Raw genomic sequence first — 21686 nt, 5'->3', positions numbered from 1 at the left:
CTGCACGTCGTCTTTGCTCACCGCACGATCATCCCCCATACCCGGCGTCGGTGAAACTCCGATGGCCGAACTCGGGTCGGTGTTCACCCGGCTGCCGTGGCGGTCCCTACCGTCACGCAGTCGTCGCGGATGCCTCGTCGTTCCACCCGAGCGAGTGGAGAACGGCCGCCGTCGCCGGTCCGACTCCCAGACGATGCGCTCTGCGGACGTCGTCGGCGGTGTCCACGTCCAGTCGAAGGCCAGGCCACTCGCCGTCGAGTTCCCGTGCGCCCGAGGCGGTATGGCGGCGTGCGGAGTCCGGTCCGAACAGTGGTGCCAACTCGTCGGGGGAATCCTTGAGGATCAGAGCAGCGGTTCCCGTGCCGTGATGATCGACCACGAGTGATCTGCCTCCCCGCCGGGCGCGGTCGTAGGCCTGGGCGAGTTCTGTCGAACGCATCGCCGGAAGGTCTGCCTGCAACGCGATGATGTCGACGTGGCCTGCGCTGACGGTTTCGTCCCCATCGACGTCCGCGCCGACGTGACCGTGACGCAGTACGTGCGCCGCGGCCGCGAACGCGTGATTGAGGCGTTCGTCAGGTTGCAGTGCCGGATCGCGGACCGGTTCGTCGAACACCCGTGCACCGATTCTGCGGGCGGTGTCCGCGACGAGAGGATCCGGGGTGACCACAGTGACCGAATCGACCGCCGACACCGAGTCTGCGGCCGCCACGGTGTCGCTGAGCATCGCGAGCACCAATCGTGTCCGGTCGGGTGCCGAGAACTCCGCCGCCAGGCGCGACTTCGCCGTGGCCAGATCCTTCACCGCGATGAGAACCCTGACGACGCGGTCGCCGTCGTCGTCTCGTGATGCACCCATGGTGCTCGATCCTGCCAGCGTCATGGATCTGTGCCGACTCCGACCGCCCGAGCAGGTCTGCGAGTTAGGGTGATGCGCGCGTGGACAGGGCATCGGCGAAGTAGGCGAGGGGTTGGCGGAATGAGCAGAGCAGCGGTATTGGGGTCGGGTTCGTGGGGCACCGCATTCGCCAAGGTGTTGGCCGATGCCGGAACGGACGTCACCATGTGGGCCCGCCGTGAGGAACTCGCCGCATCCATCACCGACGACCACGAGAACAAGGACTACCTTGCGGGAATCGAGCTGCCGTCCTCGATTCGCGCGACGAGTGATCCCGTCCGTGCACTCGACGGAGCCGACATCGTGGTGCTGGCCGTGCCCTCACAGAGTCTGCGGGCCAATCTGGGGGCGTGGACCGACTCGATTCCGCCGCACGCGACGCTGCTCTCCCTGGCGAAGGGGATCGAGACCGGAACGCTCATGCGGATGAGCCAGGTGATCTCTCAGGTCACCGGTGCGGATCCCAGCCGGGTCGCGTGCCTGTCCGGTCCCAACCTCGCGCGCCCGATCGCCGAGGGCCAGCCCGCCGCGACGGTCATCGCGTGCTCGGACTCCCAGCGTGCCCTCGAGATTCAGAAATCTTGTGCCACAGGATATTTCAGGCCCTACACCAACAGCGATGTCATCGGTGCCGAGATCGGGGGTGCCTGCAAGAACGTCATCGCCCTCGCGTGCGGGATGGCCGCAGGCGTCGGATACGGCGAGAACACCCTCGCGTCGATCATGACCAGGGGCCTGGCCGAGATCATCCGCCTCGGAGTAGCACTCGGTGCCAAGCCGTCGACGCTGTCGGGCCTGGCCGGCGTGGGCGACCTGGTCGCCACCTGCTCGTCCCCCCTCTCGCGTAATCGCACGTTCGGAGAACGACTGGGTTCGGGTGGCTCCCTCGAGAGTGCGCAGGAAGCAGCGCACGGGCAGGTTGCCGAAGGCGTCAAGTCGTGTACCTCGGTCCGGGCGCTCGCCGAGAGTTACGACGTCGAGATGCCGCTGACCGACGCCGTGCATCGCGTCTGTCACGGCGGCATGTCCGTACCGGATGCGGTCGGGCACCTGCTGGGACGTCGCATCAAGCCCGAGTGAGGCAGTGATCGCGGTCTCGCGACGAACAGGGCGAATCCGCGTTCGACGAGCCGCGGCGGTACGGTTTCTCATCGTGAGTACTCCCCGCATCAAAGTTGCCGTCGTCTTCGGGGGCCGCAGCAGCGAGCACGCTGTGTCCTGTGTATCGGCAGGTAGCGTGCTGCAGAACCTCGATCCGGCCAGGTACGAGGTGGTTCCGGTGGGAATCACCCCGGACGGTGCGTGGGTACTCGGCTCTTCCGACATCGACGCGCTGACGATTCACGACCGCGTCCTGCCCACCGTGGACAAGACCGGGGCAGCGCTCGCTCTCAGTACGGACCCGGGTCACGCCGGCGCTCTGCTCGCCCTCGGCGAGGGGGAAGGCGGGACGGTGCTCGCATCCGTCGACGTCGTGTTCCCGGTTCTGCACGGACCGTACGGCGAGGACGGCACCCTGCAGGGTCTGCTCGAGTTGGCAGGCGTTCCGTATGTCGGGCCGGGCGTGCTGGCCAGCGCTGCGGGGATGGACAAGGAATTCACCAAGAAGCTGCTCGGTGCCGAAGGATTGCCGATAGGTCGCCAGGTGGTACTCCGACGCGGGGTCGACGACCTGACGGCAGGCGAGCGTGACCGAATCGGCCTGCCCGCATTCGTCAAGCCGGCCCGAGGCGGATCGTCCATCGGAATCTCGCGCATCACCGCGTGGGACCAACTCCCCACCGCGATCGCCGTCGCACGCGAACACGACCCCAAGGTCATCGTCGAAGGCATGATCCACGGCCGCGAGGTCGAGTGCGGAGTGCTCGAATTTCCCGACGGCACCGTGCGCGCGAGCGCCATCGCCGAGATCCGAATTCCCGACGCGGACATCGACGATCATGCCTTCTACGATTTCGACACCAAGTATCTCGACGATGTCAGTGAGTTCGACATCCCGGCTGCCCTCGACGACGCCACGAGCGACCGCATTCGTGAGCTCGCCGTCGCCGCCTTCCGCGCGTTGGACTGCCAGGGTCTGGCGCGGGTGGATTTCTTCGTCACCGAGAACGGCCCGGTCATCAACGAGATCAACACCATGCCCGGATTCACCTCGATCTCGATGTACCCCAAGATGTGGGCCGAATCGGGCGTCGACTACCCGACGCTGATCGCCACCCTGATCGACACCGCTCTCGCCCGCGGTACCGGTTTGCGTTAGAGCTGTTGCGGCCCGGCGCTACTGCAACGGAGCCGGGTCGAGAGGTTGCTGGGGCAGCGCGCCCGACACGGCGGAGGACGCGTCCTGCAACGGGGTGGGGCCCGAGTCGCCCGGAATCGTCAGGGCGACGTACACACCGCGATCGACGACGAACCACGTGCTGGCGTCGATCCCGTCGTCTGCGCCGGACACCTCGAACCACTGAACGCCGTTGATCACCTGAAGCGGCGCGGCCACATCGAACCCGATCGGCCGGGGCAGACCGCAGCGCAACACGACCGGCTCGGCGTTCTCCTCGGCCGAGACCCACGCGCGGACTCCGACCGGGGCCGGGTCGGCCAGTTCGGCTCTCGTGTAGTCGCCGAGGTCTTCGGGCAGGGCGTCGAGCAGCGACGTGCACTGCGCACTCGCGGCATCGGGGGAGTCGACCGGGCCGAGCGCGACCGGATCGAGGACGGCTGAGCGATTCACCGCGATGGCGGCAACCAGAACTCCGACGACGAGCGCGACCGGTAGCGCGATCGCGGTGGCGATGACTGCGGGGTGGCGCTGCTCGCGAGTGCCCTCGGTCTCGGCGGGGCCGTCTTCGGTGCCGGCGTCGTTGCCGGTGTCGGGTGAATTCACGAGCTATCCGACGGACGTCGTCGACCGAGGGGCCACGGGGCAGGTGAGGGTGCGAGTGATGGCATCGACTTTCTGGATGCGGGAGACGATCTCGGCGATCTGGGCGTCGGAGGCACCGTCGGCGCGCGCGATCACGTCGTAGGGCCCGACCACTGCCTCGGCCGACACGACACCGTCGACGGCCTCGATCTGTTGTGCGACGGCCGTCGCACGACCGACCTCGGTCTGAACGAGAACGAATGCTTGCACCATCGGTGGTCCCTTTCCCCTGCCGGACTTCTCGACTGTAGGTTGGTTCGACTACGTTCTCTTCGCACGTAACCTGCTGCATCGGTACTGTCCCGACCGCCGCTAAAAGGTACCGCAGGCGCGGCACTCGCTCCGCGCGAGACCGTCGCGCACGCACCGCGTTCTCAGGGAGGAACATCATCGACGACACCGTCATCGACTCGGCCACCGGCAGCGAGCGCACCGTCGCGCAGGTCGGCGAGTTCGACGTGATCGCTCGCGCCATCACAGGCCGCGAGCAGCCGTCGTCGACCATCGTCGGGCCCGGCGACGACGCAGCCGTGGTCGCCGCGCCCGACGGTCGGATCGCGGCATCGACCGATATGTTGGTGCACGGCAGGCACTTTCGGCTCGACTGGTCGAGTCCGATACAGATCGGCCGCAAGGCGATCGCGCAGAACGGCGCGGATATCGCCGCGATGGGCGCGCAGTGCTCGGGTTTTCTGGTCTCTCTCGGGTGCCCGGCCGACACTCCGGTGAGTGTGACCGACGGTCTCAACGAGGGCATGTGGCGCGAGGCGGTTGCTGCGGGATCGGCCGTCGTCGGTGGCGATGTGGTGCAATCGCCGGAGCTGGTGATCTCGATCACCGCGCTCGGCGATCTCCAGGGCCGGGCCCCGGTTCTGCGATCGGGGGCGCGTGCCGGTGATGTGATCGCCTATGCGGGGCGGCTCGGCTGGTCCGCGGCCGGCCTGGCCCTGCTGCTCGGCGACCGGGACGGAACGGGCCACGACGCCGTGTTGGACGCACACCGAGTGCCCGTCCCGCCGTACCGCGCCGGGATCGACGCCGCAGAGGCGGGTGCGACCTCGCTCACCGACGTCTCCGACGGGCTGCTGGCCGATCTCGGCCACATCGCCGACGCATCGGGCGTTCTCGTCGACCTCGATCCCGACCTGCTGGAGATCCCCGTCGAACTGCGTTCGGCAGCAACGCTGATGGGGCACGATCCGCTGGAGTGGGTACTGACCGGAGGCGAGGATCACGCGCTCGTCGGCACCTTCCCCGATGCCGCCGCCGTTCCCGGGGGATGGACGGTGATCGGCCGCGTCGAGCACGGAGACGGTGCGCCTGCGGGTCGAGTGACGGTCGGCGGACGCGTCCACGCGGGTAGCTCGGGATGGTCGAGTTTCGAGGGCGAGTGAACGCGGGTCGGGTCGGTCGAGTCGGCTAAGTTGCAGAGATGGCTATCTATGCGCTCGGTGATCGCGAACCCGACATCCACCCCGACGCCTACGTTCATCCCGACGCCGTCGTCATCGGAGCGGTGACCTTGGCTGCCGGATCGTCGGTGTGGCCCACTGCGGTTCTGCGGGCCGACTACGGCACCATCTCGATCGGCGAGGGCACCAACGTGCAGGACGGGACCGTGGTTCACTGCACTCCGATCGACGCAACGGTCATCGGTTCCGGGTGCGTACTGGGCCACAATGCGCACGTCGAGGGTGCGACCATCGGGGACAACTGCCTCATCGCGTCGGGCTCGGTGGTCCTGAACGGATCGAAGATCGGTGCGGGCTCGATCGTCGGTGCAGGCGCGGTGGTGCCGTTCGAGTTCGTCGTTCCCGAACGTTCCATGGCGCTCGGCGTGCCCGCCAAGATCCGCGAGGGCTACCAGGTTCCCGAGGGGCATGTCGACATCAACGTGCAGATGTACTCCGCCAATGCCGCGTACTACCGCGACGCGCTGCGCCGGATCGACCGGTGACGCCCCGGCCGCTGTCCGAGAGCGTCGAGTCGGGCTGGGCTGCTGCCCTCGCTCCGGTCGAGACGAATGTCTCTGCGATGGGCGACTTCCTGCGAGCCGAACTCGCCGCCGGACGGCACTACCTGCCCGCGGGTGAGAACGTGCTGCGCGCTTTTCGCTACCCCTTCGATCGGGTTCGCGTGCTCATCGTCGGTCAGGATCCGTATCCCACGCCGGGACACGCAGTGGGCCTGAGCTTTTCTGTCGCGCCCGACGTGCGACCCGTACCGCGGAGTCTGAGCAACATCTTCAAGGAGTATTCCGACGATCTCGGTCTGCCCACGCCGAGCACCGGCGATCTCACACCCTGGTCGGAGCAGGGAGTGATGTTGCTCAACAGGGTGCTCACCGTCGAACCGTCGCAGGCGGCGTCACACCGCAAGAAGGGCTGGGAAGCGGTGACCGAGCAGGCGATTCGGGCATTGGTCGCCCGAGCGGAGAACCCCGACGCGCCCGGACTGGTGGCAGTTCTCTGGGGACGTGACGCGGCAACCCTGAAGCCGATGCTCGGATCGGTGCCCTTCATCGAATCCGCTCATCCGTCACCGCTGTCCGCCTCACGCGGTTTCTTCGGATCCAAGCCCTTCAGCCGCGTCAACGAACTGTTGGTCGAAGGCGGAGACGAACCGATCGACTGGACGTTGCCGTGACCGGTTCAGGAGAAGTCTGGACGACGCTTCTCGACGAACGCGTCGACGCCTTCACGTCCGGCCGGTGACGCCGCAGCGACCGATATCGAGGCGGCTTCGGCGTCCAATTGTTCTGTCAGAGTTGCTGATTCGGAGCTTCCGAGTAGTCTCTTGATGCCCTGGTACGCCGATGTCGGGCCGTTGGCGAGGGTTCGAGCGAGGCGCTCGGCCTCACTGTCGACGATGTCGTCGCCCACCAGCCGGCTGAGGATTCCGAGCCGAACGGCATCCTCTCCGTTGATGATCGAGTCACCCAGAAGTATGTCCATCGCGCGGCCCGAACCGACGATTCGGGGGAGTGTCCAGGACATTCCTCCGTCCGGGGTGAATCCGATGGAAGGGTACGCAGGGCGCAGTTTGGTCGACGGTCCGCCGATGGCGATATCGGTGAGACAGACCAGACTCATGCCTGCCCCGGCCGCCCAGCCGTGGACCCCGGCGACGACCGGGACGGTGACGGCGGCCAGTTCGCGGACGAATGCATGGAACGTGTCGGCAACCGAACCGACGAATGCGCCGCGGTCGTCGGCTCCGGCGAAATCGCGTACGTTTCCGCCTGCGCAGAAGTTGGGCCCGCGGCCGATGAGGAGCACACTTCCGATCGCGGTGGTACCGGCGTTGACGGATCGCAGTGCCGCCGTGCCTGCGTCGATGCCTTCGAGGTCGAGGGAGGCACCGCCCGCCTCGGTGGCGACGACGATGCGCAGCACGCCGTCCTCGATGCTGACCTTGCTGGGACCGTAGTCATCCGAATCACTCACGATCGGAATTCTAATGGACGTCCAAGTGTTCGAGTGCACCGACGACTGTGCCCCGCCTCCGAATACGGGGGCGGGGCACAGTTCTCGCACGCGAGGAACGCCGTGGAGGAAAACGAAGAGCGAGGCCGAAATCAGCCCCGGACCACCTTGCCTGCCTTCAAGCAGGAGGTGCACACGTTCATGCGCTTGGAGTTACCAGGCGCAACCTGAGCGTGAACGGTCTGGATATTCGGGTTCCAACGACGGTTGGTCCGTCGGTGCGAGTGCGAGACCGACTTACCGAAGCCGGGCCCCTTGGCGCATACGTCGCAGACGGCAGCCATAGTCGCGAACTCCTTGATAGATGTTGATCGATACATGTGGTCGAAGACATCGAAACGAACTACGAGCAGATGCAAGGATTGCAATGCGTGAAGATCGCCTCGAGGCAACCCTGCAAGAATAGCGGCGTCGCACGCAATCACCAAACCGCCACGGCAGACGCTCCGCGGGGCTCACGTACGGCGCGCCACCGATCATGCCCGACTAAGCTTCGGGCACTGTCCGCGAGGGAGTTCGGACGAGGTGAGGGACGTGACGCGGGGGGAGGCTGGCCGAGGTGGTCGACGTTCTCGAATCGATCGATGCCGCGGCCCTGCGCCGGTGGGCCTACCACTGCGTCGATTCCCTCACCGCACGGTGCGACGAGATCAATGCACTCAACGTGTTCCCCATCCCCGACTCGGACACCGGCACCAATCTCATGTTCACCTTCCGCGCCGCGGTGGAATCGATGCGCGCAGCCGGGCCCGCCGCGGACGCCCGCTCCATCGGGCGAGCGCTGGCAGTGGGGGCGGTCGCGGGGGCGCGGGGGAACTCGGGAGTGATCGTGTCCCAGCTGTTGCGCGCCGTCGCCGAGGCCGCAGCGGACGGCCCGCTGGACACGGTGTCGATGCAGGCGATGCTGCGTCGCGCCAGAGTCCTGGTCGCGGGCGCGGTCAGCGTTCCCGTCGAGGGCACGATGCTCACCGTTCTGGCCGCAGCCGATCGCGAAGCCTCGGCGCACGATGCCAATGTCAGCCTCTCCACGCTGGTGGTCGACATCGCCGAGGCCACTGCTCGAGCCGTCGACAGCACGACGGACCAACTCGCCGAACTCCGCGAGGCCGGTGTCGTGGACGCAGGAGCTCTCGGTCTCTCGGTGATCGTCGACGCGTTCGTGGAGGTGGTGATCGGCCGCACGCCGCCGCGCAGGCGATACCGTCGCCCACACGAGCACGAACGCCGGACGGGCGACGATGCGCCGAACCTCTCGTCGGACTGCGGCCGTGCACCCGTCGCGGTGTCGGAGTACGGATCGTCTCGCTCCCTCGGGTACGAGGTGGTCTACGTCGTGCACGGGCCGGACGACGCGGGGGCGGCGGAACTTCGCCGAGCACTGGCCGACATCGGAGACTCGGTCGTCGTCGCCGGTGACGGTTCCGGGGCCTGGTCCGCGCACGTACACACCACCGACCCCGGTGGTGCCGTCGACCGCGGCATCGCCGCCGGAGATGTTCGCGGAGTGCGTATCTCGTGTTTCGGTCCGGCCGAGTTCGCCGCAGTCGCGATCCCCGAAAGCCGCGACGCAGCGGTGCTGTCGGTCGGTCGCGATATTTTGGCGCTGGTGGCCGGTGACGGTGCCGCAGACCTCTACGTTCAGGAAGGTGCGACGGTGGTGCGGTGCGACGAGGCGATCGACTCCTCGGTGCTGCATCGCGCGATCGTCGGGATGAAGCATCGTGAGGTGTTGGTGTTGCCGAACGGCGCGTTGTCCGCGCAGGAACTCGTAGCGGTCGGCGCCGCTGCCCGAGCGGACGGCAAGGACGTGGTGATGTTGCCGTGTTCGGCGATGGTGCAGGGACTGGCCGCGCTCGCGGTGCACGATGCCGCCCGCGCCGCAGTCGACGACGCGTTCACGATGTCCGAGGCGGCGGCGGGCACGAGGTGGGGTTCTCTGCGTATCGCACAGGAGCGATCTCTGACGTGGGTCGGCACCTGCGAGCCGGGCGACTGCATCGGGCTGGCGGGGCAGGAGGTGGTGATCGTCGCCGCTCGTCCGCTCGATGCGGGGTGTCGGTTGCTGGATCAGCTTCTGGCCACGGGAGGGGAGCTGGTGACGGTGCTCGTCGGGGCCCAGGCGTCGGATGACTTCGGTGATCGGTTGGCCGAGTACGTGGCGGGCGCACATCCCGGAGTCGACGTGGTGGTCTATACAGGTGGACAGCCGGGGGATCTCGTGCAATTCGGAGTGGAATAGGGAATCTCGGACAATGGCAACGCTGGTGGATCGGCTCGATCACATCCTGGGAGCCGCGGCGGCGACGCCGCTGGCCGACGTCTTCGGAATTCACACTGTCGAGGACCTGCTGCGGCACTATCCGCACCGCTACATGACGCACGGTTCGGAGCTGGGGGAGAAGGAGCCGCCCGAGGGCGAGCACATCACCATCGTCGCAACGGTCGAGTCCGCGACGCTGCGTTCGATGAAGAACCGCAACGGTCAGTTCCTCGCCGTGACACTCGCCGCCGACGGGCAGCGGATCGACGCCACCTTCTTCAGTCCGCACAAGCTCAAGCACGTTCTGCTGCCCGGTCGTCGAGGAATGTTCTCGGGCAAGGTCAAGTACTTCGGCAAGCGGTGGAATCTCACGCACCCCAGCTACGTGATTCTCGGCGGAGACGGTAACGACGGTGCCGTCGTGCCTGCAGGTCGAATCGTCGGCGGTGGCACCCTGGCCGGACTCGCTCGCGGCTCGGTCGATTCCTCCGGTGCCGTGGACATGTCGGTGTTCGATCGCGCGTTCGTGCCCATCTACCCGGCCGCGAAGGACGTCGAGAGCTGGACCTTCATGCGCTGTGTCCGACAGGTGCTCGACCAACTCGACGACGTGGTCGATCCGTTGCCCGAGTCGGTTCGTGCGCAGCGCGGTCTCGTCGACATCGACACCGCGCTGCGGTCGGTCCATTTCCCGGATACCGCACAGGACAAGGACTCTGCGCGCGAGCGGCTGAAGTTCGACGAGGCGCTCGCCGTTCAGCTCGTCCTCGCCGACCGCCGACGCGACGCATCCACCCGCGTGGCTCCGCGATGCCCACCGATCACCGACGGTCTCGCCGCGGAGTTCGATCGGCGTCTGCCGTTCGAGTTGACGGCCGGCCAGCACCAGGTGGCAGCCGAGATCGCCCACGATCTGTCGGCACCGCATCCGATGTCGCGACTGTTGCAGGGTGAGGTCGGCTCGGGCAAGACGATCGTTGCACTGCGGGCGATGCTGCAGGTGATCGATGCTGGGCATCAGTGTGCGTTGCTGGCACCGACGGAGGTTCTCGCCTCCCAACACGCGCGCTCGATTCGGTCGATGCTCGGGAGCCTCGCGGCCGGCGGCGAACTCGGATCGCACGAGCTGGCGACCAAGGTCGCCTTGTTGACCGGTTCGATGTCCACTGCGGCCAAGCGATCCGCGCTGCTCGACGCCGTCACCGGTGATGCAGGCATCGTGATCGGCACCCACGCGCTGATCGAGGACCGCGTCGAATTCCTCGATCTCGCGATGGTCGTCGTCGACGAACAGCACAGGTTCGGCGTCGAGCAACGAGATGCGTTGCGCGCGAAAGCTCGCGACAACACCAGTCCGCACTTGCTCGTGATGACCGCAACCCCCATCCCGCGGACCATCGCGATGTCGACGTTGGGCGACCTCGAGACGTCGGTGCTCGCCGAACTGCCCCGCGGCCGATCGCCCATCGTCAGCAACGTGGTGCCTGCCAGGAGCAAACCGGGCTGGGTGGATCGAGCGTGGCAGCGTATTCACGAAGAAGTGGCAGCCGGTCGCCAGGCCTACGTGGTGTGCTCCCGCATCGGCGACGACGAGGACGCGGAGACGGGGAAGAAGAGCGCTGCGAAGAAGAAGAGTGCGAGCGCGGAGGACGGCCCCGAGACCACGGCTGCGGTGGATCTGTACGAGACCCTCTCCACCGGACCGATGCACGATCTGCGCGTGGGTCTGTTGCACGGACGACTGTCGGGAGACGACAAGGACATCACCATGTCCGAGTTCAACTCCGGCGAGATCGACGTCCTGGTCTGCACCACGGTGGTCGAAGTGGGAGTGGACGTTCCCAACGCGACGGTCATGGTCATCATGGATGCGGACCGATTCGGCGTGAGCCAACTGCACCAGTTGCGAGGCCGAATCGGCCGAGGTGGGCATCAGGGCCTGTGCATCATGGTCAGCTATCTCAGCCCCGCGGGCGGCTCGTTCGCCCGGCTCGAGGCGGTGGCAGCGACCAACGACGGTTTCGAGCTGGCCAAGCTGGATCTGGCCACTCGTCGCGAGGGCGACGTTCTCGGAGCTGCACAGTCGGGCACGGTCAGCGGGTTGCGGCTGCTCTCGTTCATCGACGACGAGGACATCATCGCGGACGCGCAGGACTGCGCCCGGTCCCTGTTCGCGCAGGACCCGTCGCTGGCGAACGATCCCGGCATCGCGTCGATGATGCGATCGGCTTGGCGATCGGATCGAGTCGATTACCTGCAGAAGTCCTGACGGGTGGGCAGGAGCGGTCGAGGGGGCGATCGTTACCTACTGCACCGTTTCAGTGGAGAAAATCGAGCACATCGTCCCGCATGATGAGATCAGTACGCCTCGGTGGCCGACGCTGCCGGGTAAGTTGAGCCAATGTTCTCCAAAGTTTTGGTTGCCAACCGCGGTGAAATTGCCATCCGTGCCTTCCGCGCCTCCTACGAACTCGGGGCCTCGACCGTTGCGGTGTTCCCGTTCGAGGACAGGAACTCGGTACATCGGACGAAGGCCGACGAGGCGTACCAGATCGGGGAGAAGGGCCATCCCGTTCGCGCGTATCTCTCGGTCGACGAGATCGTCGCCGCTGCCAAGCGCAGCGGCGCGGACGCGGTGTACCCCGGATACGGATTCCTTTCCGAGAACCCGGATCTGGCCGCAGCGTGCGCCGAAGCAGGCATCACCTTCGTCGGCCCGTCCGCCGATGTTCTCGAACTGACCGGCAACAAGGCCCGCGCGATCGCGGCAGCCAAGGCGGCTGGACTTCCGGTGCTGGCGTCGTCGGAACCGTCGTCCGATGTGGACGCGCTCGTCGCCGAGTCCGAGTCGATGACGTTCCCGCTGTTCGTCAAGGCCGTCGCGGGCGGTGGCGGCCGCGGTATGCGCCGAGTGGCCGAGCCCGAGCAGCTGCGCGAAGCCATCGAAGCTGCTGCGCGCGAGGCGGAATCGGCCTTCGGTGATCCGACCGTGTTCCTCGAGCAAGCCGTGATCGATCCCCGGCACATCGAGGTTCAGATCCTGGCCGACGGCCAGGGCAACGTGGTGCACCTGTTCGAGCGCGACTGCAGCGTGCAGCGTCGGCATCAGAAGGTCATCGAGCTCGCTCCGGCTCCGAATCTGCCCGAGGGATTGCGGGAGAAGATCTGCGCCGACGCCGTCGCGTTCGCGAAGCAAATCGGCTATTCGTGTGCCGGTACCGTCGAGTTCCTGCTCGACACCCGCGGCAATCACGTCTTCATCGAGATGAACCCTCGAATTCAGGTGGAGCACACCGTCACCGAAGAGGTGACCGATGTGGATCTGGTGCAGTCCCAGCTGCGGATCGCCTCGGGAGAGACACTTGCCGATCTCGGTCTGCAGCAGGAGAACATCGTGCTGCGTGGTGCGGCCCTGCAGTGCCGCATCACCACCGAGGATCCGGCGAACGGATTCCGCCCGGATGTCGGACGCATCACCGCGTACCGGACGCCGGGCGGTGCCGGAGTGCGCCTCGACGGTGGTACCACTCTGGGTGCCGAGGTCGGTGCCTACTTCGACTCCATGCTCGTCAAGCTCACCTGCCGAGGCCGTGACTTCGACACCGCCGTGGCGCGTGCCCGACGAGCCCTGGCGGAGTTCAGGATTCGCGGTGTCGCCACGAATATCCCGTTCCTGCAAGCGGTTCTGGTCGATCCCGACTTCACCGCGGGCCGGGTCACCACCTCGTTCATCGAGGAGCGCCCCGAACTGCTCACCTCGCGCTCCTCGGGCGACCGCGGCACCAAGATTCTCGCGTACCTGGCCGACGTGACGGTGAACAAGCCGCACGGCGAGCGTCCGTCGTCGGTGTACCCGCACGACAAGCTGCCGCCGGTGGACTTCGCAGCCCCGATCCCGGACGGTTCGAGGCAACGGCTGCTTGCGCTCGGACCCGAGGGGTTCGCTCGCGATCTGCGCAATCGAAAAGCCCTCGGCGTCACCGACACCACGTTCCGCGACGCGCATCAGTCGTTGCTGGCCACGCGCGTGAGGACGAGCGGACTGCTCGGAGTCGCTCCGTACGTCGCGCGCACCACGCCGCAGCTGCTCTCCATCGAGGCGTGGGGCGGTGCCACCTACGACGTGGCACTGCGATTCCTGCACGAGGATCCGTGGGAGAGATTGGCCAGCCTGCGAGAGGCCGTGCCGAACATCGCAATTCAGATGTTGCTGCGCGGCAGGAACACCGTCGGCTACACCCCGTACCCGGAGAAGGTGACCCGCAGCTTCGTCGCCGAGGCCACCGACACCGGCATCGACATCTTCCGCATCTTCGACGCGCTCAACAATGTCGATCAGATGCGTCCGGCCATCGATGCCGTGCGCGAGACCGGCACGGCGCTCGCCGAGGTGGCACTGAGCTACACGGGTGATCTGTCGAACCCCAACGAGAACCTCTACACCCTCGACTACTACCTGAAGTTGGCCGAGCAGATCGTCGACGCAGGCGCGCACGTGCTCGCCATCAAGGACATGGCAGGACTGCTTCGCGCACCCGCAGCCAAGACTCTGGTGACGGCACTGCGCTCGAACTTCGATCTGCCCGTTCACGTACACACCCACGACACACCCGGTGGTCAGCTCGCGACCTACCTCGCCGCATGGGAGGCCGGGGCCGACGCCGTCGACGGTGCCAGCGCCGCGATGGCAGGCACCACCAGCCAGCCTGCGTTGTCGGCGATCGTGGCGGCTGCCGCGCACACCGAGCGCGACACCGGCCTGAATCTGCAGGCCGTCTGTGACCTCGAGCCGTACTGGGAAGCCGTGCGAAAGGTGTACGCGCCGTTCGAGTCCGGTCTGCCGGCACCGACGGGTCGCGTGTACACCCACGAGATCCCCGGCGGACAGCTCTCGAACCTACGGCAGCAGGCCATTTCGCTCGGGCTCGGTGATCGGTTCGAGACCGTCGAGGCCAATTACGCTGCAGCCGACCGCATGTTGGGCCGTCTGACCAAGGTGACACCGAGCTCGAAGGTCGTCGGCGACCTGGCACTTGCTCTGGTCGGTGCAGGCGCGTCCGCCGAGGAATTCGCCGAGAATCCCGGTCGCTACGACATCCCCGATTCGGTGATCGGATTCCTGCGCGGCGATCTGGGTACGCCTGCGGGCGGATGGCCGGAACCGTTGCGGACGAAGGCGCTGGAGGGTCGTGGCGAGGGCAAGCCGGTGACACCGCTCACCGATGAGGACGAGAAGAACCTCGACGGCACCTCGGCTCAGCGCCGCGAGACTCTCAACCGTCTGTTGTTCCCCGGTCCCACAGCCGAACTCGCCGCTCACCGCGAGAAGTACGGCGATACGACGCGGCTGTCGGCCAATCAGTTCTTCTACGGCCTGCGGCAGGGCGAGGAGCATCGGGTGGCCCTGGAGAAGGGCGTCGAACTGCTGATCGGGCTCGAGGCGATCTCCGACCCCGACGAGCGCGGAATGCGCACCGTCATGTGCATCCTGAACGGACAGTTGCGTCCGGTCTCGGTGCGTGACCGGTCCATCTCGAGCGAGGCCCCCACGGTCGAGAAGGCGGATCGATCCAACTCCGGTCATATTCCGGCACCGTTCGCCGGTGTGGTGACGCTGTCGGTCGAGGAGGGACAGAAGATCTCGGCCGGAGACACCGTCGCCACGATCGAGGCGATGAAGATGGAGGCCGCGATCACCGCTCCCCGCGGCGGCACCGTGACCCGGTTGGCGATCTCCGGTGTGCAGCAGGTGGAAGGCGGCGATCTGCTCGTCGTCATCGGTGGGGGGTCGACGGGCGAAGAGGCCGGCAGCGAATGACGCGGATCGTGGCGGGTGTCGCGGGTGGTCGACGATTGTCGGTTCCCGGCCAGGGCACCCGCCCCACCTCCGAGCGAGTTCGCGAAGCGCTGTTCAGCTCGCTGGAGAGTCGGATGGAACTCGGCGGTGCCGCGGTACTGGATCTGTTCGCGGGATCGGGAGCACTGGGGCTGGAGGCACTCTCGCGTGGAGCGTCGTCGGCGGTGCTGGTCGAGTCCGATGCCCGAGCGGCGGCGGTGGTGCGAAAGAACATCGAGTCGGTGGGATTGCCCGGCGCTTCGGTCCGCTGCGCCCCGGTGGCCTCCGTGCTGGCCGGGGCAGCGGATGCCGAGTACGACCTGGTGTTGGCCGACCCGCCGTATGCCGTCACCGACACTGCCGTCGCCGGGCTGTTGGACAGGCTCGTCGTCGGGGGATGGCTCACACCCGATGCGGTCGTCGTCCTGGAGCGGTCGTCGCGTTCGCCGGAGACCCGATGGCCGACCGGACTGGTCCCGGAGAAGTCGAAGAAGTACGGCGAGAGTCGAATCGAGATCGCTGCACGTGCGTAGCGAGCGTGCACGGGATCGGCTGATAGGTTCGCGGGCATGACTGGCGCACTCTGCCCTGGATCCTTCGACCCGGTGACCAACGGTCACCTCGACATCTTCGAGCGGGCGGCCGCAGCCTTCGACGAGGTGGTGGTCACGGTGATGGTGAACAAGAGCAAGAAGGGAATGTTCAGCATCGACGAGCGGATCGAGATGCTCGAGGTCGCCACGGAGCATCTGCCGAACGTCAGGATCGGCTCGTGGTACGGATTGTTGGTCGATTACGCTCGGCAAGAAGGCTTTTCGGCGATCGTCAAAGGTTTGCGCAGTTCGGTCGATTTCGACTACGAGTTGCAGATGGCGCAGATGAATCGAACCCTCACCGGAGTGGACACGCTGTTCCTCCCGGCGAATCCAGCGCACAGCTTTCTGTCCAGTTCGCTGATCAAGGAAGTCGCGACCTTCGGGGGAGACGTCACCGGGATGCTGCCGCCCTTCGTTCAGGACCGCCTGACCGCCCGTATCGCCGAGCGGGCCGCAGAGTAGTTCGAAGAGCGACACACCGAGCCGGTATAGCGCAGACGTCCGCCTCGGCGGGCAGACTGAACAGCGCAGCACTGCGAGTGAAGACCGCGCAGTGGCAGATTCGACGATTGGGGTAACCGGTGTACCGCGTATTCGAGGCGCTCGACGAGCTCGTCGCCATTGTCGAGGAGGCGCGCGGCGTTCCGATGACTGCCGGGTGCGTCGTCCCTCGCGGCGATGTCCTGGAACTGCTCGACGACGTTCGGGACGCGATCCCCGGCGAGCTGGACGACGCCCAGGACGTACTGGACCATCGTGACAAGCTCGTCGGCGATGCCAGGGCCACCGCGGAGAAGACGGTCGGCACCGCCAACGCCGAGGCCCAGAACACGGTCGAGAACGCTCGGGATTCGGCCGATCGCATTCTCGCCGACGCCAAGGCGCAGGCAGATCGCATGGTGTCCGAGGCGTCGGCGCATGCCGACCAGCTCGTGGCCGATGCCGAGGCGGAGGCCGAGCGAACGGTGCTCGAAGGCCAGCGCGAGTACGAGGCTCTGACCGTTCGCGCCCGCACCGAGGCCGATCGGATGATCGAGTCCGGGACGGCGTCGTACGAGCGGTCCGTCGCAGACGGTACTGCCGAACAGAACCGTCTCGTGTCGGAGACCGAGGTCGTTCAGGCGGCGCACGCCGAGTCGGCTCGGGTGATCGACAGCGCTCACGCCGAATCGGACCGGATGCGCAGCGAGTGCGACGTCTACGTCGACACCAAGCTTGCAGAGTTCGAGGAGTTCCTCAGCGGCACCATTCGTTCGGTCGGACGTGGGCGTCAGCAGCTGCGAACCGGCTCGGGCGTGCCCGAGTACGGCAGTGAGCCGTACGGAGAATCCGCGTACGGGAGCCAGGAGCAGGGGCGTCGCAGCCGCCACTGATCGGCAGCGATTTGCCCTCGTATGCACGTATGCGTATCGTTGTGGGGTTGCTTACCGACAGTAGGCATACCGACAGTAAGGAAGAACAGACGTGCCCCCGCCCAAGAGAACGACCCGTCCGGAATTGGACGACGGATTCGTTCTGGACATTCTCAACCTCGGTCGTCGACCCGGGTCGACGAAGGCCATCGAGCGGACGGTTCCGGCTCCTTCCCGAATCGGCCTCGATGCCATAGCCATCGAAGCCGGTGTTCCGGTCTCGCTCGATCTGCAGTTGCAGGCGGTCTCGGAGGGCGTTCTCGTCACCGGCTCCGTACGAGCGGCCACGGCCGGGGAGTGCACTCGTTGCCTCGACCCGGTCGGTGGCAACGTCGACGTCTACTTGACGGAGTTGTTCGCGTACCCGAACAGCATCACCGAGGAGACAACCGATGCGGACGAGATTCACCGCATCGTCGACGACCTGATAGATCTCGAACCCGTCATTGTCGACGCGGTCGGTCTGGAGCTTCCACTCCACCCCGTGTGCAGCGACGAGTGCGAGGGATTGTGCCCAGAATGCGGCGTTCGCCTGGCGATTGCTGAATCCGGCCACAGTCACGATACAATTGATCCTCGCTGGGCTGGTCTTGCAGCCAAATTTGGCGTGGATCCAGAACCGAGCACAGAACTTGTGAACAACGAAGCCGAGGAGAAGTAAGTGGCTGTCCCGAAGCGCAAAATGTCGCGTTCCAACACGAGGTCGCGTCGTGCACAGTGGAAAACCACTGCGCCCACCCTCGTGACGTGCCCCAACCGCGGTTGCGGCGAGAAGACTCTGCCCCACATCGCGTGCCCCTCGTGCGGCACCTACAAGGGCCGCCAGGTCGTCGCAGCGGTCTGATTTCCGCTTACGTGACAAACGAAGTAGTGGACCGGCACAACAGCGGTTCACAGAAGAATAGCTCCACTGCCGCCGGCGGCGGGGACGACCGAGAGTCGCTCCTCGCCGCTATCGGTGTTTCCCTGTCGGAACCTCTGCTGACGTTGGCGCTGACGCACCGATCGTTCGCGTACGAACACGGTGGTCTGCCCACCAACGAGCGGCTCGAGTTCCTGGGAGATTCCGTCCTCGGTCTTGCGGTGACCGAGCACCTCTACGCGGTGCATCCCACCAAATCCGAAGGTCAGCTGGCCAAGATCAGGGCGAGCGTGGTCAACATGCACGCCTTGGCGGAAGTCGCGCGCGGTCTCGGTGATGGCGGACTGGGTCGCCATCTGCTGCTGGGTAAGGGCGAGGAACAGACCGGTGGGCGCGACAAGCCGAGCATCCTTGCCGACGGCATGGAGTCGTTGCTGGGTGCAATCCACCTCCAGCACGGCATCGACGTCGCTCGCACCGTTGTCCTGACGCTGTTCGCAGGCCTCCTCGATCGGGCTCCCAAGCTCGGTGCCGGGCTGGACTGGAAGACGAGCCTGCAGGAACTGACCGCCGAACGTGCACTCGGCGTCCCGGCGTACGAGATCTCGTCGACCGGACCCGACCACGACAAGGAATTCACCGCGACCGTGTTGGTCGGCGGATTCCCGCGCGGCGTCGGTATCGGTCGGTCGAAGAAGGAAGCCGAGCAGAAGGCCGCCAGTCTGGCGTGGAACACGTTGTCGAACAACGACACCGCGATTCCCGGCGAGCCGGCAACCGACGAATCCTGATGCCGGAACTCCCCGAGGTCGAGGTCGTCCGGCTCGGTCTGGAATCTCACGTCGTGGGCAGGACGATGCAATCGGTGGAAGTGCTGCACCCTCGCGCCGTGCGGCGTCACGATCTCGGTGGCCTCGATCTGATCGGCCAGCTGCGCGGTCAGCGCGTCTCCTCGGCTCGGCGGCGCGGTAAATACCTGTGGCTGGTGATGGAACCCGGCGACTTCGCCACCGTCGTGCACCTGGGCATGAGCGGACAGATGCTGGTGCAGCCGCCATCCGCCCCGGACGAGAAGCACCTCCGGATCCGGGCACGACTCGACGACGGCGCCGATCTGCGCTTCGTCGATCAACGCACCTTCGGCGGCTGGGCGCTCGCCCCGATCGTCACCGTGGACGGCACGGAGTTACCCGAACCGGTCGCACACATCGCCCGTGATCCGATCGATCCACTGTTCGACGCCGAATCGGTGGTCGACGTGTTGCGCGGCAAGCACACCGAGATCAAGCGGGCACTGCTCGATCAGACGGTGCTCTCGGGCGTGGGCAACATCTATGCCGACGAGGCGCTGTGGCGCGCGAATATCCACGGCAATCGAATCGCGGAGGCGCTGACGCGGCCGGCGCTGCGGCGCCTTCTGACCGCAGTGCACGCCGTCATGGGCGAGGCCCTCGCGCAAGGTGGAACCTCTTTCGACGCGTTGTACGTCAACGTCAACGGACAGTCCGGCTACTTCGATCGTTCCCTCGACGCCTACGGTCAGGAGGGTCTGCCGTGCTCGCGGTGCGGAACCCCGATCAGACGCGAGAAGTTCATGAACCGCAGCTCGTTCAGCTGCCCCACCTGTCAGCCGCGACCCCGACACCTGCGCAGCTGACAGCGCCCAGGTCATTCCGCGGGTTCGACTCCTGAAGAGCCCGCCTAGTATTTCCGTCATGGCAGAACAGAGCACGCCGACCAACCTCTGGGTCGAGCGCACAGGCACCCGTCGCTACACCGGCCGCAGCTCCCGAGGAGCCGAAGTGCTCATCGGGTCGGAATCGGTGGAGGGCGTCTTCACCCCCGGCGAGCTGCTCAAGATCGCACTCGCCGCATGCACCGGCATGAGCTCGGACCTACCGCTCTCGCGGCGACTGGGCGACGACTACGCCGCCACCGTCGAGGTCTCCGGGGCCGCCGATCGCGAAAACGAGCTGTACCCGGAACTGAACGAGATTCTCCGAGTCGACCTCGGCGCGATGGACCCCGAGGCGCAGGAGCGTCTGCTCACCGTCGTCGAGCGCGCCATCGACAAGGTGTGCACCGTCGGGCGCACCCTGAAGGCGGGTACGAAGATCACCTTGGACATCGACGTGGACGCCTGATGAGAGCCGGGGCGGCCGTAATAGTCGCGGGTCTGATCCTCGGCACGGCGACCGCCCTGGCTCCCACCGCCGAGGCGTCGAGCAGTTGCACTCCGTGGTCGGTGAGCACGGTGGCGTCGGGATTCGGGGTGCTCGAGAACCTCGAGTTCGACGGCCGCGGCTCGATGATCGTGTCCGAGACCTCTCTCATCGGACCCGGCGCGCTGCGTACCGTGGCCCCCAACGGCGCACGGGGCACACTCGTCGCCGACGTCCAGTCGCCTGGCGGACTGGTCCGCGACGCCGACACGCGGTACTTCACGACCGGAAACAGCGCTGCCGCAGGTCTTCTCGATAGCCGAACCGGCACCGTCGACACGATCGATCTCGGCACGGGGGTTCGGTCGACGTACGCGTCGGGCCTGACGATGCCCAACGGGCTGGCGCGATCGGCGACCGGTGATCTGTTCACCACCCGCAACCTGGGTGGCCACTCCGGCCTGACGCGCGTTGCGGTCGACGGTTCGGTGTCGACGGTGCGTACCGATCTGGGATCGGCCAACGGCATCGGAATCGGTAACGGAAAGATGTACGTGGCCAACACGTTCGATCTCGAGACCACGCTCACCGTGCTCGACGAGCAGAATCCGTCCGGACCGTCCGCGCGCATTCGCATCGACGAGCAGAATCCGTCCGGACCGTCCGCGCGCATTCGCATCGACGGTGTCGGACCACTGGCGATGTCGGACGACCTGACCGTCGGCGACGACGGAACGGTCTATCTCGCACAGAATCTCGCCGGCAGGGTGGTCCGTATCGATCCGGAATCCGGCGCCTCCTGTGTGATAGCGACCGGCGTTCCGCTGACCTCGTCGGTCGCCTTCGGCGGCGTCGGATTCGACGAGAAAGCGTTGTACGCCACCAGTTTCGATGGAACTGTCAGGAAGCTCGAGCCCGGATGGCAGGCATGAAGGACGAACGGTTGACGGCGTGGGTGCACGGGCTCGTTCAGGGCGTCGGGTTTCGGTGGTGGACTCGCTCGCGCGCACTCGAACTCGGACTCGTCGGTCACGCGACCAATCACGCGGACGGACGAGTCCTGGTGATAGCGGAGGGCCCACGTGAGCATCTCGAGGCGCTCCTGGCCCTGCTCCGAGGTGATCGGACTCCGGGCAGGGTCACGCTCGTTGTGGAGAGTTGGGACACCGCCCGCGGAGATCTGACGGGATTCGTCGAACGCTGATCGTCCGTTGCGGGAGGCTCGGCGCACTTTCGGGCAGCGTGCCGGTAA

General features: G+C 66.4%; 23 protein-coding genes. 18 read left to right on the top strand and 5 right to left on the bottom strand.

The window, feature by feature from the left end; genetic code table 11:
• Nucleotides 1-112: 112 nt before the first annotated feature.
• Complete coding sequence (gene cofC / locus CH276_RS18285; protein ID WP_373557307.1) at nt 113-877, bottom strand: 2-phospho-L-lactate guanylyltransferase; 765 nt, start codon at nt 875-877, stop codon at nt 113-115.
• A 102-nt stretch (nt 878-979) separates the two neighbouring features.
• Between cofC and CH276_RS18280 the strand changes: the two genes are divergently transcribed.
• Nucleotides 980-1978, top strand: coding sequence for an NAD(P)H-dependent glycerol-3-phosphate dehydrogenase (locus tag CH276_RS18280; RefSeq protein WP_032397770.1), 999 nt, complete (start codon nt 980-982; stop codon nt 1976-1978).
• Nucleotides 1979-2051: 73 nt separating this feature from the next.
• Nucleotides 2052-3158, top strand: a complete 1107-nt coding sequence (locus tag CH276_RS18275; protein WP_045199902.1) for a D-alanine--D-alanine ligase family protein — start codon at nt 2052-2054, stop codon at nt 3156-3158.
• An 18-nt stretch (nt 3159-3176) separates the two neighbouring features.
• On the opposite strand, the gene CH276_RS18270 is transcribed toward CH276_RS18275, so the two are convergent.
• Nucleotides 3177-3782: a DUF3515 domain-containing protein gene (locus CH276_RS18270; protein ID WP_094689123.1), complete on the bottom strand. Its 606-nt coding sequence runs from the start codon at nt 3780-3782 to the stop codon at nt 3177-3179.
• Nucleotides 3783-3785: 3 nt separating this feature from the next.
• Nucleotides 3786-4034 (bottom strand): Lrp/AsnC ligand binding domain-containing protein, encoded by a 249-nt coding sequence (locus tag CH276_RS18265; protein ID WP_045195625.1) that lies wholly within the window; start codon nt 4032-4034, stop codon nt 3786-3788.
• Nucleotides 4035-4225: 191 nt separating this feature from the next.
• Between CH276_RS18265 and CH276_RS18260 the strand changes: the two genes are divergently transcribed.
• From CH276_RS18260 to CH276_RS18250, 3 genes are read left to right on the top strand one after another with little or no spacing between them, the layout of a single operon-like run.
• Entirely contained in the window at nt 4226-5215 is a 990-nt protein-coding gene (locus tag CH276_RS18260; RefSeq protein WP_441344244.1) for a thiamine-phosphate kinase, read from the top strand.
• A gap of 38 nt (nt 5216-5253) precedes the next feature.
• Entirely contained in the window at nt 5254-5778 is a 525-nt protein-coding gene (locus CH276_RS18255) for a gamma carbonic anhydrase family protein (protein ID WP_094631794.1), read from the top strand.
• Complete coding sequence (locus tag CH276_RS18250) at nt 5775-6467, top strand: uracil-DNA glycosylase (RefSeq protein ID WP_094631793.1); 693 nt, start codon at nt 5775-5777, stop codon at nt 6465-6467. The genes CH276_RS18255 and CH276_RS18250 overlap by 4 nt, the downstream gene beginning before the upstream one ends.
• A gap of 5 nt (nt 6468-6472) precedes the next feature.
• Here the strand turns inward: CH276_RS18250 and CH276_RS18245 are convergent, their stop codons facing one another.
• Both CH276_RS18245 and rpmB read right to left on the bottom strand, forming a co-directional pair.
• Nucleotides 6473-7267, bottom strand: a complete 795-nt coding sequence (locus CH276_RS18245) for an enoyl-CoA hydratase/isomerase family protein (protein WP_032397776.1) — start codon at nt 7265-7267, stop codon at nt 6473-6475.
• Nucleotides 7268-7398: 131 nt separating this feature from the next.
• A complete protein-coding gene (rpmB, locus tag CH276_RS18240) occupies nt 7399-7590 on the bottom strand; it encodes a 50S ribosomal protein L28 (RefSeq protein ID WP_008717389.1) in 192 nt (63 codons plus the stop codon).
• 275 nt (nt 7591-7865) lie between these two features.
• On the opposite strand from rpmB, the gene CH276_RS18235 reads away from it, so the two are divergent.
• The 13 genes from CH276_RS18235 (at nt 7866) to CH276_RS18175 (ending at nt 21638) form a co-directional block, all read left to right on the top strand.
• Nucleotides 7866-9545, top strand: coding sequence for a DAK2 domain-containing protein (locus tag CH276_RS18235; protein ID WP_082073710.1), 1680 nt, complete (start codon nt 7866-7868; stop codon nt 9543-9545).
• 13 nt (nt 9546-9558) lie between these two features.
• A complete protein-coding gene (gene recG, locus CH276_RS18230) occupies nt 9559-11835 on the top strand; it encodes an ATP-dependent DNA helicase RecG (protein ID WP_094631792.1) in 2277 nt (758 codons plus the stop codon).
• A gap of 132 nt (nt 11836-11967) precedes the next feature.
• A complete protein-coding gene (locus CH276_RS18225; protein ID WP_094631791.1) occupies nt 11968-15384 on the top strand; it encodes a pyruvate carboxylase in 3417 nt (1138 codons plus the stop codon).
• Complete coding sequence (gene rsmD, locus CH276_RS18220; protein WP_045195615.1) at nt 15381-15935, top strand: 16S rRNA (guanine(966)-N(2))-methyltransferase RsmD; 555 nt, start codon at nt 15381-15383, stop codon at nt 15933-15935. Before CH276_RS18225 ends, rsmD begins: the two co-directional genes overlap by 4 nt.
• Nucleotides 15936-15971: 36 nt before the next feature.
• Nucleotides 15972-16460 (top strand): pantetheine-phosphate adenylyltransferase, encoded by a 489-nt coding sequence (gene coaD / locus CH276_RS18215; RefSeq protein WP_032397781.1) that lies wholly within the window; start codon nt 15972-15974, stop codon nt 16458-16460.
• 119 nt (nt 16461-16579) lie between these two features.
• A complete protein-coding gene (locus CH276_RS18210; protein ID WP_032397782.1) occupies nt 16580-17371 on the top strand; it encodes a DivIVA domain-containing protein in 792 nt (263 codons plus the stop codon).
• Between the two features lie 91 nt (nt 17372-17462).
• A complete protein-coding gene (locus CH276_RS18205) occupies nt 17463-18071 on the top strand; it encodes a YceD family protein (RefSeq protein WP_032397783.1) in 609 nt (202 codons plus the stop codon).
• Entirely contained in the window at nt 18072-18254 is a 183-nt protein-coding gene (gene rpmF, locus CH276_RS18200) for a 50S ribosomal protein L32 (RefSeq protein WP_032397784.1), read from the top strand. It abuts the gene before it with no gap.
• A gap of 26 nt (nt 18255-18280) precedes the next feature.
• On the top strand, nt 18281-19063 hold the full coding sequence (rnc, locus tag CH276_RS18195) for a ribonuclease III (RefSeq protein ID WP_032397785.1): 783 nt from the start codon (nt 18281-18283) through the stop codon (nt 19061-19063).
• Complete coding sequence (gene mutM / locus CH276_RS18190; RefSeq protein WP_094631790.1) at nt 19063-19929, top strand: bifunctional DNA-formamidopyrimidine glycosylase/DNA-(apurinic or apyrimidinic site) lyase; 867 nt, start codon at nt 19063-19065, stop codon at nt 19927-19929. Before rnc ends, mutM begins: the two co-directional genes overlap by 1 nt.
• Nucleotides 19930-19987: 58 nt before the next feature.
• Nucleotides 19988-20416: an OsmC family protein gene (locus CH276_RS18185; protein ID WP_032397787.1), complete on the top strand. Its 429-nt coding sequence runs from the start codon at nt 19988-19990 to the stop codon at nt 20414-20416.
• Nucleotides 20416-21366, top strand: coding sequence for an SMP-30/gluconolactonase/LRE family protein (locus CH276_RS18180; RefSeq protein ID WP_141214744.1), 951 nt, complete (start codon nt 20416-20418; stop codon nt 21364-21366). Before CH276_RS18185 ends, CH276_RS18180 begins: the two co-directional genes overlap by 1 nt.
• Nucleotides 21363-21638: an acylphosphatase gene (locus tag CH276_RS18175; RefSeq protein WP_094631844.1), complete on the top strand. Its 276-nt coding sequence runs from the start codon at nt 21363-21365 to the stop codon at nt 21636-21638. Before CH276_RS18180 ends, CH276_RS18175 begins: the two co-directional genes overlap by 4 nt.
• Nucleotides 21639-21686 lie beyond the last annotated feature (48 nt).

This window comes from Rhodococcus sp. 06-470-2, from assembly GCF_002258235.1.
Lineage (GTDB): Bacteria > Actinomycetota > Actinomycetes > Mycobacteriales > Mycobacteriaceae > Rhodococcoides.
The sequence above is the reverse complement of the archived record's forward strand: the minus strand, read 5'-3'. Positions and strand labels throughout refer to the sequence as shown.